We start from the raw sequence: 15457 nt of genomic DNA, 5'->3' as shown, positions 1-15457 counted from the left end.
TAAGATGCGAACTTACGCACCCAGAGGAATAACTCTGGCAGGACTTACGCAAAACAGAACGGAAGTAGGGGTAATTCATGAATTACCCCTACGCAAGAATCAGGTTTTGAGTTTAATCTTGCTCCTATCTGGTTGCAATGCGATCGCTCTCCAAGGAATCCCAGAAGAACATATACTGCAATATCGGCCGATAATTAAAATGTCAATCCGCTTGATTAAAAATGCGAACCATTGCGGAAATTAACGAAAAAATCAACCGGAAATGCGCCGTAGTGTGGACGGTTGAAGAATTAAAAACACGTGTAGCAGAAATCGGTGTCTCCAAAGCCGCTAAAGAAGTTGATGTCATTACCACCGGCACCTTTGAACCAATGGAGTCAAGCGGTGCAATTATTAACCTGGGACACACTGACCCACCAATCAAAATTCGGCGTTGCTGGTTAGATGGTGTACCAGCATATTCTGGTTTTGGCGCAGTAGATTTATACTTGGGTGCTAGTTGTAGTGTGGAAACCGTTGATGGGGAAGAACTTCGAGAACGTGGAGGTGGTCATGTAATCGAAGATTTAATAGCAGGTAAACCAGTACAAGTAAGAGCATTAGGTCAAGTTACTGATTGTTATCCTAGAGCAACATTTGAAACCAGTGTTACCCGTGACACTATCAATCAGTTTTATTTATTTAATCCGCGCAATCTTTATCAAAATTTCATCGTGGGAGTCAATGGAGGCGATCGCCCACTTCACACTTATTTAGGTCCCCTGCAACCACGTTTAGGAAATGCGGTTTACTCAAACCCTGGTGCAATTTCCCCCTTACTCAATGATCCCGATTTACAATTGGTGGGGATTGGGACAAGAATATTCTTAGGTGGTGGTATTGGTTATGTGGCTTGGGAAGGTACGCAACACTTCCCTTTGCAAAAACGGTTAGCCAATCACACACCCATTGGCCCATCAGCAACGTTAGCCTTAATTGGTGATGCTAAACAAATGGATGCGCGTTGGGTGCGGGGCTGTTACTTCAAAAGTTACGGGCCTTCTTTAATGTTGGGAGTAGGTGTACCACTTCCAGTTTTAAACGAAACAGTAATTGAACACTGTGCTGTTAGAGATAAAGATTTAGTAGCACCAATAGTAGATTTTTCCATCCCCCGTCGCGTTCGTCCCACCTTTGGTTTAGTTAGTTACGCTCAACTCAAATCAGGAAAAATCACCATTGAGGGTAAAGCGGTGCGAGTTGCACCTCTAGCCAGTATGTTTCTCTCACGACAAGTTGCTCTAGAGTTGAAACAGTGGATAGAAGCCGGCACATTTACCCTCACAGAGCCAGTTTCCCCCATCCCAATGGATCGAGCTTTTTTACCCCAAGACCGTTGGACTGACTTTTAATAACAAGTGCTGGGTAGTAATTACACTACTCAGCACTCATCACTCAATCTTAATTACTCAGAACTCGGTACTTGGTACTCGGTACTCGGTACTATTCCTCTGCTGGTTTAGCCTTCTTGACTGGCTTAGGAGCAGGGGGTTTTGGTACAGGTTTAGATACAGCTGCGGGATCACCGCCTGTTTTCTTGATAGGACGTGGAGTTTCTCCATTGCGTCTGGGAGGGAATGGTCTTCTACCAGGGCCACCACTACTACCACGAGGGCCACCTCTGAATGGTGGTTTACGTTTTTTGGGTAAATCAGCGATCGCTTCTGCATTGTCAATTACTAATACATCAGCTTCTCGTTTGACTTTGAAATCCCAAAACTTACCCACAGCTTTAGTAGTCAGCACACCCCGTAATTTCAACTTAAAATACTTAGCTTTGTCAGTTGGTTTCCGTGGAGCTTGCTTAATCTTGACGACCAAACTCCTATCGTCAAAAGATTGGAAAACTACCTCACCACGCACGGAAAAATCACCATCAGGAAGTTCTGATGAGGCTTTTGGTGGTTCAGAAACTTCTCCTTTACCAGAAGTAGGACGGGCAGATTTCTTTCCTAAACCATTTTCTGGCCTCTCTAAGACTTGCGAACTCAAATCTTGATCATCTTCCTCAGAGGAATTTTTAGCCAGATTTTCTGGCTCCCAAACCCCCACAATTTGGATGTGCAGAGAATCGTTTTCTTGTCTAGTGCGGGGATAAACTACCCACAAATGCTCTTTTTCTAGGTCTAAGTGATTTTTGACTAAACTCATAATCCGACCTAAAAGGACGGCATTGAGTTCTACACCATCAGCAGTTAGCAATGTTCCTTGCGTAAATTGTTCACTACTGGCATGGTAACGACCTCGGACTAAGCCAATTGCTCGATACTGCATTGGCTCACTAGGAGGTGGAATTGGTTGTAGCCGATTGGCTAAATGCCCATTTCCATCAGTTTCACTAGAGTTAACGGGCCCATGATCAGATTTTGACGCACTAGCTTCTGCTGTTTGAACATTAGCAGTTGCATCAATTTTAGTTGGAGCCTCTTTGGAGGCAGTAGAATTGGAAGATTCAGGAGACGGCATCAGGTCGGAATTCATAAAAACTCCTTGCGGCGGAGACACATCCCAATTTATGGGATTTTACAAAAGTAGCTGAAAAGAGCGTTTGTATGGCTGATAAAAGTATATTTCCTTTTAATCTAGCCATTCTAGAGCGCCCTGTGCGAACAGAAAGGCGCGAAATTTGGCATTTAGAGACTAAATGTGTAATTTAGCGCCTTTACACTAGTTTCGGAAGCATAGCATAGCTACAATTCTGAATGCTCCTCCTAAAGTCATCACTTACTTTAGCAGTGTAGATAGTTATTTGTTATAAAATTCACAGTCAAATGACCGTATTCCGCAAAGTTTTGGAAAAATTTAACTTTGCGATTTGTGTAAATGTTAATGTCGTTAAAATTCACCAGAAGGAAAATATTGTGTCTCAACCACGTAATCGGTGGATAGTTCAGGTTGTTTTAGTTATAGCAGTTGTAGCTTTTGTAGGGGTTTCCCTTTTACCCATAATTGGAGCCTTGAATGATCCCCAGCGGTCAGGCCAAAATACTACCAGCAACCCTACTAATTCGCCTTCATCTGACCAAAAGTCACAATTAGCAGATGCAGTTCGGGGTTATGAACTAGTTTTGCAAAAGGAACCAGAAAATCAAACCGCACTGAAAGGTCTTGTAGAAGCACGGCTACAATTGCTCAGTCAAAAAGGCAGAGGTGAAGTTAAACCAGCGGATATTCAAGCGGTAATTGACCCTTTAGAAAAGTTGGCTAAATTGAATCCACAACAGTCAGAGTACGGGGTACTTCTGGCACAAGCAAAGCAACAAATCGGTGATAAGGAAGGAGCCGCCCAAAGTTATCGCTCAATCTTAGCAACAAAACCAGGCGATCTCAAAGCTTTGCAAGGAATGGTAAATTTGCAAATTAGTGAGAAACGTCCTGAAGCTGCTATTGGCTTGCTACAGGAAACTCTATCTAATGCTGCCCAAGCAAATACAATTCAAGCTGGAAGTGTTGATGTGGTGGCTGTACAGGTACTTTTGGGTAGTGTGTATGCTTTCCAGAAAAACGAACCTCAAGCTATTTCGGTATACGATCAAGCAATTAAGAAAGATCCTAAAGATTTTCGTCCTGTGTTGGCTAAGGCTATGCTGCTAAAGGATCAGGGTAAGGTTGATGAGGCCAAACCTTTGTTTGAGAATGCCACTGCTTTAGCACCTGCTCAGTATAAAGATGAAATTAACAAGGCAGCTGCAATACCCTCTCCGACTCCAGCTGTTTCTCCTACACCATCACCAGAAACTACACCATCACCAGAAACTACATCCAGTCCATGAGGGAGGTGGAGAAGAGGAGAGAAAGTATTTATCTTTCTTCTGACTCCTGACTTCTGACTCCTGACTCCTATCACTTCAACTTCCTTCTATGGCGGCAACGATGCCGAAGATAATAAACAGAAAGCCGCCTATGAAGGTTATTTGTCGTTCGGAAATTTTACCTGCAATTAATTTACCACCGATAACTGCGATCGCTGCACAAATGGCGTGTCCTAATATTGCTCCCGCTGTCACACCAATGGCGTTGTTACTTGCTGCTAGGGCTATTGTGGCAAATTGTGTGCGATCGCCCCACTCGGCTATAAATGTTAATACGAAAGACTTCAGTAAAATTTTCCAAATGCTTTTTTGCTGACTGTCTAAATGTGCCTTTTCTACCGCTTCTTTCGCTTCTTCTATGACTTCTTCTTCAGCTTTGGCAGGCATTTTCCAAGCATCGTAAAGCAGTTTTAAGCCAAAGGCAATAAATAAAACTATTTCCGCATAATGTACATAAATTTTTGAACCTTGTGTTAATACAGACAATATTTGTCCAAATATCACTGATAAAACTGTCATTGCGGCTAAAGCTGCTGTCACACCAACGAACACCAACCGTCGTGAGTGCTGCATTGACAAAATCACAGCGATAAAAAAGGTTTTATCACCTAATTCGGAAATGGTAATTAAAACTAAACCTGCCGTAAATGCTGTTAACACTCTCTCAAGCTCCTGTAGGATTTTTTACCTGTGTGGAGCTTCTAATGAGTGTTTAATGACCTCACTGAAGCTCACACACTCTTTTTGTGTGAACTCAGTGAAGGTCTCGCTTTCAAATACTTTTTTATTCGCCATCTGAACCAGGCTCATCGCCAGTATGTTGATTCAGATGCACTGGCTTTTTGCCAGTAGCTACTCCCCTTCTATTCGATGTGTATTATACCTTGATGTTCGTTGGGTGTCAAGGGTTTGGGAATAAAAGAGAAATGAACCACGAAGAAGCGAAGAACGCGAAGGTAAGAGGGTTATAAGAGAGATTTTTCGTGAGTCCTGAATTCACTCTTGACAATTTGCTCTCGTTTTGAGAGTATAGATTAAGAGGTATTCCAAAAATGTAAATTTATCGGCTAAGTAGAAGTAAAGAATATACAAGCAAAGTCTACTTTTGAAGACTAGATATCAAGCTAAATATGTAGATCGGAAAAGTTAGTGATGTGTTGTGTATTCTAGACTTTTATTGGTGCGAAATTTTTACATAATTGTTATATTTCTTATAAACCAGATGAGTATTTCAAATGTGTAACCTTTCTTGCAATGTAAAAGTAAGCGTTATACAAGCAAAACCTACTTTTGCTAGATATATATGTTAGCTAGATATGTAGCTACCAAAAGTTGATTGTGTTTGTAAAGCTTTGACTTTCACTTGTAGATTAGTTTTGCACAATTACTATACTTACTGGGTTGTACAACAAAGGAGCAATCGAAATGAATAATTCCCAACACATCAACAAAAAGATCGAGATATATGCACTTAATTTCTATTCGCCACCTCCGCGAAGATGCATCTAAATATCCCAATATCAAAAAGCCAATTGATGATTGGTTTACAATTGTCAAGAAAGCAAAATGGCAAAATTTAGATAATGTGCGTAAAATTTACCGAGATGCTGAAGCTGTTAGTAATTTTACTATTTTCAATATCAAAGGTAATGATTATCGTTTAATAGTAGGGATTAATTATGAAGATCAAACAGTATACTACAAATACTTGCTAACCCACGCCGAGTATAGTAAAGACAAATGGAAAAATGACGATTACTTTTGATAATAAAAGTTATAGTCAATTACTAGCAGAAGTCGCTCCTCAAGTAATTGAAACTGAAACTGAGTATGAACGTCTTTTAAAAGTTGCTGAATTTCTAACTTTTAAAAAAAATCTTACTCCAGAGGAGCGAGTTTTATACAGATTGCTTGTCAAACTAATTGAAGATTATGAGGAAGAAAACTATCCTATGGATAAGTCTACTCCTCATGAAATTTTACTACATCTCATGGAATCTAGCGGAATTCGTCAAGCTGACTTAGTTCGTATTCTTGGTTCTAGCAGCGGTGTGGTTTCTGAAGTTGTCAATGGTAAACGTTCTATTAGTAAAGCACAAGCAAAAGCTTTGGGAGAATATTTTAAGGTTTCTCCTAGTTTATTTATCTGAATTTCGCTTTTTAGTGATTTATAATCGCCCCCTCTATCTCACGATAAAGGGGGGTTAGAAAGTGTGATTAAGCAGTGAAATACTTCGCCGCAGGATGATAAGTAATAATCGCTGTTGTAGACTGTTCAGGATATAATTGCTCACTTTCATCCATGTACATCTTCATCCTGTCAACCCCCAACAACTCCAACTGCTTAAACTGATCTTGGATATTCGGACAAGCAGGATAACCAAAACTATACCGAGAACCTTGATAACGCTGTGCCAACATATCCCGAATATTATTTGGTTCAGAATCACCAAAACCCAACTCCCGACGAATCCTAGCGTGTGTCCATTCCGCTAAAGCTTCTGCCACCTGTACCGCCATACCATGAAAATACAGATAATCAGTGTATTGATTATTGGCAAATAACTTTTGTCCAAACTCCGTTGCAACTTCCCCCACAGTCACCGCTTGCATAGGGAAAACATCAATTAGCCCTGACTCCTTCGGTGCAAAGAAATCTGCAATACATAACCTGTTGAAAGATTTCTGACGGGGAAATTCAAAACTTGTAACTTGTTTTGATTGATTTTCTACATCATATATATGTAGAGAATTACCATCAGACTGACAAGGAAAATAACCATAAATTACATGAGGATGTAATAAGTTTTCCTCAATAATTCGCTGTTTCCAACTTTCTAAAACGGGATAAACTTTTTCAGCTAAAAATGCTTGATATTCCTCCTTAGATTGTTCTTTTGGCTTACGGAATTGCCATTGTCCAGCCACCAAAGCTTGCAGATCTAAATACCAGAATATCTCCTCCAAAGAAATATCATCAGGTTGTAAAAACTGAGTTCCCCAAAAAGGTGGTTGAGGACGTTCAATATCTATTGTTACAACTTCCGAACGCCGAGTATCCACCTCTTTTATAACACCAACATCTTCTTTTATGGGATGAGTATCTTGCCCGTCCTTTTCTGCAAAAGAGTGATGTCTATTTTCCTCAACTTCATCCAAAAATCCCTGCGAATCATCCCAATTGCCCCCTACTTTTGCGGGCATTAGTTTATCCATAAAATGCAAATCAGAAAATGCATCTTTGCCATAAACCACTTTACCTTTGTAGGCATTTTGGCAATCTTGATAGACAAACTTAGGAGTTAACGCTGCACCACCTAAAATTACAGGGACTGTAATACCATTTTCGTTGAAAGTTTGCAAATTCTCTTTCATAAAAGCGGTAGATTTTACCAGCAACCCACTCATGGCAATACAATCAGGTTTATGCTGTTGATAAGCCTGAATAATATTTTCTACTGATTGCTTAATTCCCAGGTTTATAACTTTGTAACCGTTGTTAGATAAGATGATATCTACAAGGTTTTTGCCAATGTCGTGAACATCACCTTTCACAGTTGCAATTACAAAAGTCCCCTTAGAATTATTTCCAGATTCTGACTTTTCCATAAACGGTTCTAAATATGCAACTGCCGATTTCATCGTTTCCGCAGATTGTAAAACAAAAGGCAATTGCATTTGTCCTGAACCAAACAATTCACCCACAACTTTCATCCCATCTAACAAAAATGTATTGATAATTTCTAAGGGAGGAAATTGTTCTAAAGCCTTTGTTAATTGCGCTTCTAAGCCAATGCGTTCACCGTCAATAATATGACGTTTCAAACGTTCTTGAATGGGGAGATTTTCATCAATTCCCGTATTACGTTTTGTTTTAACTCCTGCAAAAATTGTTGTTAGTTCTCCCAAAGGATCATAAATGCAGACATCACCATCAAATTTCCGTTCATCGTAAATTAACTGACGACAAATTTCTTGATGCTGAGGTTCAATTTTAGATAGTGGTAAAATTTTACTCGCGCTGACAATTGCTGCATCCATTCCCGCCTGCATGGCTTCATGCAAAAACATCGAATTCAGAACCATCCGCGATGCGGGGTTTAAACCAAAGGAAATATTAGAAACGCCCAAAATTACATGGCTTCCAGGCAATTCTCGGCGAATACGGCGAATTGACTCAATGGTGGCTTTACCGTTTTCTCGGTCTTCTTCAATCCCCGTAGAAATAGGTAAAGCTAGTGTATCAAAGAATATTTCTGTGGGGGCAAGTCCATATTCTACCGCTTGACGGTAAGCACGTTGGGCAATTTGAAACTTTTTCTCTGCTGTCCGTGCCATGCCATCTTCGTCGATTGTACCAATGACGACACCTGCACCGTACTTTTTGGCTAACTCCAACACTTTCAAAAATCGCGGTTCGCCGTCTTCATAGTTGGTGGAATTGAGTAAACACTTACCACCAGCTACCTTTAGCCCTGCTTCCATCTTTTCCCATTCGGTGGAATCAAGCATTAAGGGTAAAGTAACATTATTAACGATGCGGGAAACTAGCTCGTGCATATCACGCACGCCGTCACGTCCTACATAATCAACGTTAACATCTAAGATGTGTGCGCCTTCTTTAACTTGACTCCTCGCCATTGACACCAAACCATCCCAATCTTCAGCATTTAGTAAGTCACGGCATTTTTTAGAACCACTGGCGTTGATACGTTCACCCACAATCAAGAAAGAATTATCTTGTTCATAAGGCTGAGTAGAATAAATTGATGCGGCTGCTGGTTCTAAACTCGGTTTTCTGACTTTCGGTTTTAACTCCTTGGCAATTTCTGCCAATTGTTGAATGTGCGCTGGACGTGTCCCACAGCAACCCCCAATCACTTGGACACCCAAATCTTCAATAAAATGCATTAGAGACATCCGTAATTCAACAGGCGTTAGTCTGTAATGCGCTTGACCACCGACGTTTTCCGGTAAACCCGCATTAGGAATACAGGAAACTACGAAAGGCGAATGTTCTGATAAATACTTGATGTGTGGTTTCATCAAGTCTGGCCCAGTGGCACAGTTTAAACCGAGAATATCTATGGGGTAAGGTTCTAGAATTGTCAGTACGGCGCTGATTTCTGTACCTACCAGCATTGTACCCATGCTTTCCATCGTTACAGACACCATTAAAGGTCTTCTTTCGCCTTTTTTGGCGAAAACTTCCTCAATTCCATTTAAAGCGGCTTTAATTTGCAGCACATCTTGGCAAGTTTCCACAAGAAATAAATCGACACCACCATCAAACAAGGCTTCGGCTTGTTCAGCGAAGGAGGCTTTCATGGTGTCAAAATCAATGTGTCCCAAGGTGGGGAGTTTGGTTGTCGGACCAATAGAACCCGCTACAAACCGGGGTTTTTCAGGGGTGGAAAATTCCGCTGCGACGCTTTTGGCAAGTTCTGCGGCAGTTTTGGTGAGATAGTAAGCTTGGTCGGCTAAGTCATATTCTGCTAAAACTATGGACATAGCTCCGAAGGTGTCGGTTTCAATGACATCAGCACCAGCAGCGAGAAAGTCACGGTGAACTTTGGCGACGGCTTCGGGTTTGGTGTGGACTAGATATTCATTACAACCTTCATACTGTGCGCCTCCAAAATCTTCCGCTGTGAGGTTCTGGGTTTGTAAGTTGGTTCCCATTGCGCCGTCAAAGACGATAACGGGACGTTTTGGACTATGCAGGTGTTCTAGGAAAGGATGTTTCATATTTTCTGAAATCAAGTTTGGTTAGTTTTGTGATTCTAGACTTAGTTTATTATTTTCCAAAATTTAGACGTATTTTTTAGACGACAAGTATTTTAAATGTGTGGATTGTGTATGATTCTGATGATTTATTTACGTTTAAACAAGATACAAAGCTTTTTATAATGGACAAATAATAGATATCTCCGAAAACGAATATAGAGATGCTTTATGTAACGTTTATACAAGGTTTCTAGAAAAAGCCTATTTCAATTTGGTCGATATCTAATGTATAAAATTGACTTTTCCAGTCTCGATCAGGATTTTGGAAGATGCATATTGCAATTCTGTCGATGTCGTCAATGTCAAAATATTATGCACAGATAGATATTAATGCCCACCTACTCAGTAAAGTTAGACTACAGACAGATGAATAGGTAAAAAATTTTATTTACCTTATACTTTAGTATAATAGATACCTTTGTTTTGCGAAATTAAAGTATTAATATTAACGTTAGCAATATTACCAGTGTTAGATATATGAGATTTAGAGACTGGGCGACTAGAGTAATGCTAATCTTTTTTATGTTCGCTGCTCTGGTTTTGGCAGTATTTATGAGTAGTTACAGACATACGCATAGTAATAATACTACTTCTATTCCAGAAACTACAGCTTGGAGTCAATATCCACAGGCACAATTACAGTCGGTAATAACAACAGAGAATCAGGAGACAAATTTACCTAAATCTCTGGTAAATAAGAATAATATTCCTAAGCTTAGTAAAGTCAATACTAGATATATCACGACAGTGGCTTTTTCCAAATATAGACCTAATTTTACTAAGGCTGATGTGCATTCTAGTAATTATGGAGAGCGATATACCAGAGATGTTAATGGTGTCCTGTTAAATAATCAGGCAATTATTGTACTTCACGAAACTAGCAATTCTGTTTCTAGTGCGATTAAATTTTTTCAAACACCCCATGATGATGAAAATGTGCAAGCGAGTTATCACGCTTTAGTTACTTTGGATGGGACAGTAGTTTATCTTGTTCCACCAGAAAAACGGGCTTTTGGTGCGGGTAATTCTGTGTTTGAGGGTGTTAATGGTCTGGAAACTGTGCAAACTAATCAAACTTTACCTCCATCTGTAAATAATTTTGCTTATCATGTGTCTTTAGAAACGCCTTCAGATGCTTGGGGTAAGAACGATATTCAGGGTCATAGTGGTTATACAGATGCTCAGTATAATTCCTTGGCTTGGTTAATTGCTCAAAGCCAAGTTCCAGATGATAGAATTACTACTCATCGGGCTGTAGACCGTTCGGGACAAAGGGCAGATCCTAAAAGTTTTGATTTTGAGAAGTTTTTTAATGTACTTCATAGCTATCGGCAGTTAAAAACGGTTAATACGGCTAATAAGTAGGGTTTGCTGTAAAGCCCTGCGGGCATAGCTTCGCTTACCGCGTAGCGTGCCGTTAGGCATATAAATCTAAAACGTTCACCAGTTAAGGCTTTAACGGCTATTAAAAGTGATAATACCTGAGTTCGGAGTTTCTCCTATGCCTACGGCACGGCTTCGCCGAACAAAGACGCTACGCGAACGGAGTTATGATTTTTAAGAGCGAGAGAATAAGGGTTTGAGACTCCTACTGGGGTGAGTTTTCCACAAATTATCTTATGTCGAACTCAGGAGATAAGAGGGAACTCTTAACAGGGGGAAAGAGACAATATTTTGCAATAATGTTCAAAATTCGGCATCATTTCTTATACAAATTAAGGTTTCTGGGATTTTTTGCCTAGATTTTGCATATATATTAGGTACTGAAGAACCACGATTAAATTGCTAAACCTAGCAGTAATACAAAATTCACAATCTAATTAGTAATGATCGATCATGTCAATTTATGCTCATCTTCAACTAGATCTATTTAACTTTCGTCGGGTTGCTTGGTGGAAACAGCTAATAGCAGCGATCGCTTACTATATCACAGCCCAACTGTCCCATAGCTTCACTACCTACCCCGAAACAGGATCAACCCCCATTTGGATTCCAGGGGGTATTGCTGTGGGGTTAATCGCTATTTGGGGCTATCCCCTATGGTTGGGAGTTTTGATAGGTATATTAAGCGCAGAATTTGTCATTTATAAGGCATGGTCTAATCTTTCCACCCTCATTTTAACCCTTTGTATTGTATTTGTAGCTACGGTAGGAAAAGTTTTTGCTACTTATTTGATAGAATATTTAATCGGTAGTCGCTACTTTTTAAACCGAGCTAAAGATACGCTCCAATTTATGACCTATGGCTGTTTTATCAGTCATCTACCTGTAGGAATTGTATGTCCATTACTATTATGTATCTTTGGTAAAGTACCCTGGAAACTTTATTTCGATGTTGCCATTACCTGGTGGCTAAGTGATGCTTTTGGAATTCTAATTTTTGCTTCCTTAATCGTTGCTTGGCACAAAAATATTATCTCATTTACTCGCTTGCTCAAACGTAGTTGGCTAGAAGCTAATATTATTTTATTGTTAACTTTAGCTGTTAGCAATATCATTTCTAGGGGTTACCATGCAGAATATTTACTAGTTCCTTTATTGGTGTGGACAGCTTTTAGATTTAAAGAGCTAGGTGCAACCATTCTCATGGTTATTATTGCCGTTATTATGGTCACTATCACAGTTCAAGGACATAGTTCATTTACTCATAGTTCCATCCCAGTTTCTCTACTATTATTACAATCTTATATTGCTTGCATTGGCATGACAACTTTAATGTTGAATGCCGTTTTAAATGAAAATAATCAAGTTAAAAGTGATTTATGTATAGCCAATAATAAGCTAATCAAGCAAAATCTGAAATTACAAGAACTTGATCAGCAAAAAGATGCCGAACGTAAACAAACAGAAAAGGTTCTGATTGATTACAATAAAGCTTTAGAAAAACAATTGGCATTATCTCAAGCCAAAGAAGCAGCCGAAACCGCAACTCAAGCTAAAAGTGAATTTTTAGCAAATATGAGTCACGAAATTCGCACACCTATGAATGGCGTGATTGGTATGACTCAATTGCTTTCCATGACAAATCTATCAGAGGAACAACAGGACTTAGTTCATACAATTAGAGATAGCGGTAATGCCCTTTTAAGCATAATTAATGATATCTTAGACTTCTCGAAAATTGAGTCAGGAAATTTGGAATTAGAAGAACGTTATTTCGTATTACATGACCTGATCAAATCCGTGTGTATTCTTCTCTCTGAACAAGCTTTAAACAAAAAAATTAATCTCGAATATTCAATTCAAGCTGATATTCCTACTAAGATTGTAGGAGATGCTTCTCGCCTCCGCCAAATTTTACTCAATCTTATAGGAAATGCCATTAAATTTACCCATCAAGGACATATTTTGCTTTCAGTTATCGAGGCAAAAAAGCGAGAAAATGAAGTATTAGAATTAATATTTTCCATTGAAGATACCGGAATTGGCATTGATAGCGATCGCTTAAATAAACTATTTCAACCCTTTACCCAAGCTGATGCTTCTATTAGTCGCAAATATGGTGGTACAGGTTTAGGATTGGCAATTAGTAAGAGTTTGGTAGCTTTAATGGGAGGTACAATTTGGGTGGAAAGTTGCGGCAATATCGGCGGAAATCCTCCTTTAAATTGGACAGCAAAGATTCAAAATGAGCATTCTCAAGGTTCAATTTTTTATTTTACATTTATTGCTAAAGAAATTTCAGCTAATGGCTACATACAAGAAGAGTTTTTCGCACAATCTGAAGCAGAAATCACTGCAAAAGATCAAATAAAAATTCTCTTGGCAGAAGATAACAAAGTTAACCAAAGAGTAGCACTATTGTATCTCAAAAAACTTGGTTATAACGCTGATATAGCCAATAATGGCATAGAGGTATTAGAAATATTAGAAAAACAATTCTATGATGTAATTTTAATGGATATGCAGATGCCAGAAATGGATGGTATTACTGCAACTCGGATGATTCGCCAATCTTCAAAACCTCAACCTTGGATTATCGCAATCACTGCCAACGCTTTAGAGGAAGATCGTGATGCTTGCTTCAATGCAGGTATGAATGACTTTATTACTAAGCCGATTCTGGCAGGAGAACTCACCGCAGCCATCAAAAAATCAGTAATATGATTAGAGGATGTTTAAAAAGTATCAAAATTAATCGAGATCCCCCCAACCCCGACTTACGCAGATGGAACATTTTTAAGGTGCATCAGACTGCATAAATATGGTAAGTAAACATATTTTTGATATCTGACGAACCCTACAATAGATTTGTGTATTCTATACACGCCGTTGGATGGAAAGTTAAATTAGATTTTAAATAATAAATAAACAAAATAGAAATAAGTTTCTCGCATCAAAAAAGGTAACTGACTATTTAAACTTTGATAACGGGTAGTGAGTGTAGGAGATGGATGAGCATCTAAACCAAAATTTCTGGCCATCAAAACTGCGCGTTTTAAATGTAATGGATCGCTAACAATGAGAACTTTTTTAAGTGAATAAACAGCTGCTATTTCTGAAGCATTTTGTAGATTTTGGTAAGTGGTGTGAGAAGTAGTTTCCATGAGAATATCAGATGTTTTTACACCTTTACTGACAGCATAGCGTTTACCAATTAATGCTTCTGCAAGTTCATCATTATTACCAACCCCTCCAGTAAAAATGAGAATGGGAGCATGGCCATTTTTATATAAATTAACAGCGTGGTTAATACGTTCTCGAAAAACAGGAGATGGTTTTTCACCCCAAACTGCTGCGCCAAGAATAATTGCTGCATCTGCCTGAATAGGAGTATAATTTTGTCCATACAAATATATACTAGTAGCGGTAATAGCGATCGCAATCGCCAATACAGAGATTAAGGACAAAATGGACAAAACTAACTTATTTTTTGTAAACTTACTGTAGCTTTGCGCCAGTATGCTTCTGCGTGAGCTTTTCATATATACTTGACTACAATCAAAAGAATGACAAATTTAGAAGAAATACTAAAAATTACTCGTGAAGTAGGTTGGGGTGCAGCGGAGTTACTGCGTTCTTATTATCATGGAACTGCCAAAGACTCAAATTTAGACATACAATATAAGCAAAATGAACCCGTCACCCTTGCAGATTTGGCTGTTAGTCAATATATCTTGACTAAGTTGCAAGCAGCTTTAGGCAATGAAGAATTTGGCTATATCAGCGAAGAAACCTATAAATCTCAACATGGAAAAAATTCCCATGAATGGGTGTGGATAATTGATCCTTTAGACGGGACACGCGACTTTATTACTAAAACTGGGGAATATGCGATTCATATTGCTTTAGTCCAAGGAACGCGTCCAGTTTTAGCAGTGGTGGCTATACCAGAGGCCAAAAAATTATATTATGCTACCAAAGGAGGTGGTACTTTTGTGGAAAGCGTGGATGGTTCTCATCCTTTAAAAGTCACCGCTAATAAACCTATTGAAGATTTAACTTTGGTAGTCAGTCGTTCTCACCGCAATGAAGCGTTAGAATATTTACTGCAAAATCTACCTTGTCAAAATCAAAAAGCGATTGGTAGCGTAGGTTGTAAAATTACAGCTATTGTTGAACAACAGGCAGATATTTACATTTCCCTTTCTGGTAAATCAGCACCCAAAGATTGGGATATGGCTGCTCCTGAATTAATTCTTACGGAAGCTGGTGGTAAATTTACGCACTTTAATGGTCAGCCGTTAGAGTATAACACTGGTGATATTAATCAATGGGGTGGTTTGCTGGCCAGTAATTCTCAACATCATGAAATTTTATGCCAGAAAGCAGAACAAACATTAACAAAGTTCGCTAGTGGCGATTAAGTCCACTACGTT

At 39.1% G+C, this 15457-nt stretch carries 12 protein-coding genes; 8 read left to right on the top strand and 4 right to left on the bottom strand.

The annotated features are described in order from the left end of the window. Positions 1–4: 4 nt before the first annotated feature. Positions 5–244 (top strand): hypothetical protein, encoded by a 240-nt coding sequence (locus AC012T_RS16185; RefSeq protein ID WP_487059813.1) that lies wholly within the window; start codon positions 5–7, stop codon positions 242–244. After that, positions 222–1391 (top strand): homocysteine biosynthesis protein, encoded by a 1170-nt coding sequence (locus AC012T_RS16180; RefSeq protein ID WP_487059812.1) that lies wholly within the window; start codon positions 222–224, stop codon positions 1389–1391. The genes AC012T_RS16185 and AC012T_RS16180 overlap by 23 nt, the downstream gene beginning before the upstream one ends. Positions 1392–1482: 91 nt before the next feature. On the opposite strand, the gene AC012T_RS16175 is transcribed toward AC012T_RS16180, so the two are convergent. Continuing rightward, entirely contained in the window at positions 1483–2520 is a 1038-nt protein-coding gene (locus AC012T_RS16175) for a hypothetical protein (protein ID WP_487059811.1), read from the bottom strand. 380 nt (positions 2521–2900) lie between these two features. Between AC012T_RS16175 and AC012T_RS16170 the strand changes: the two genes are divergently transcribed. Then, positions 2901–3812, top strand: coding sequence for a tetratricopeptide repeat protein (locus AC012T_RS16170; RefSeq protein ID WP_487059810.1), 912 nt, complete (start codon positions 2901–2903; stop codon positions 3810–3812). A 75-nt stretch (positions 3813–3887) separates the two neighbouring features. Here the strand turns inward: AC012T_RS16170 and AC012T_RS16165 are convergent, their stop codons facing one another. Beyond that, positions 3888–4511, bottom strand: coding sequence for a TMEM165/GDT1 family protein (locus AC012T_RS16165; RefSeq protein WP_487059809.1), 624 nt, complete (start codon positions 4509–4511; stop codon positions 3888–3890). 805 nt (positions 4512–5316) lie between these two features. Here AC012T_RS16165 and AC012T_RS16160 point away from each other — a divergent pair. Further along, complete coding sequence (locus AC012T_RS16160; RefSeq protein WP_487059808.1) at positions 5317–5616, top strand: type II toxin-antitoxin system HigB family toxin; 300 nt, start codon at positions 5317–5319, stop codon at positions 5614–5616. Beyond that, positions 5600–6001: a helix-turn-helix domain-containing protein gene (locus AC012T_RS16155; protein WP_487059807.1), complete on the top strand. Its 402-nt coding sequence runs from the start codon at positions 5600–5602 to the stop codon at positions 5999–6001. The genes AC012T_RS16160 and AC012T_RS16155 overlap by 17 nt, the downstream gene beginning before the upstream one ends. Positions 6002–6068: 67 nt before the next feature. Here AC012T_RS16155 and metH read toward each other — a convergent pair whose 3' ends face one another. Continuing rightward, positions 6069–9599 (bottom strand): methionine synthase, encoded by a 3531-nt coding sequence (metH, locus tag AC012T_RS16150; RefSeq protein WP_487059806.1) that lies wholly within the window; start codon positions 9597–9599, stop codon positions 6069–6071. 516 nt (positions 9600–10115) lie between these two features. Between metH and AC012T_RS16145 the strand changes: the two genes are divergently transcribed. Further along, positions 10116–11003 carry a peptidoglycan recognition protein family protein gene (locus tag AC012T_RS16145; RefSeq protein ID WP_487059805.1) on the top strand — a complete coding sequence of 296 codons (888 nt, stop codon included), beginning with the start codon at positions 10116–10118 and terminating at the stop codon, positions 11001–11003. A gap of 471 nt (positions 11004–11474) precedes the next feature. Then, positions 11475–13745 carry an MASE1 domain-containing protein gene (locus AC012T_RS16140; protein WP_487059804.1) on the top strand — a complete coding sequence of 757 codons (2271 nt, stop codon included), beginning with the start codon at positions 11475–11477 and terminating at the stop codon, positions 13743–13745. Between the two features lie 182 nt (positions 13746–13927). On the opposite strand, the gene AC012T_RS16135 is transcribed toward AC012T_RS16140, so the two are convergent. Further along, positions 13928–14563: a YdcF family protein gene (locus AC012T_RS16135; RefSeq protein WP_487059803.1), complete on the bottom strand. Its 636-nt coding sequence runs from the start codon at positions 14561–14563 to the stop codon at positions 13928–13930. Between the two features lie 24 nt (positions 14564–14587). Between AC012T_RS16135 and AC012T_RS16130 the strand changes: the two genes are divergently transcribed. Further along, positions 14588–15445: a 3'(2'),5'-bisphosphate nucleotidase CysQ family protein gene (locus AC012T_RS16130; protein ID WP_487059802.1), complete on the top strand. Its 858-nt coding sequence runs from the start codon at positions 14588–14590 to the stop codon at positions 15443–15445. The last annotated feature ends 12 nt before the right edge of the window (positions 15446–15457 follow it).

It is taken from the genome of Anabaena sp. EIM26 (genome assembly GCF_057568715.1).
Note: the sequence above shows the minus strand (reverse complement) of the source record. Positions and strands in the feature narration are given on the sequence as shown.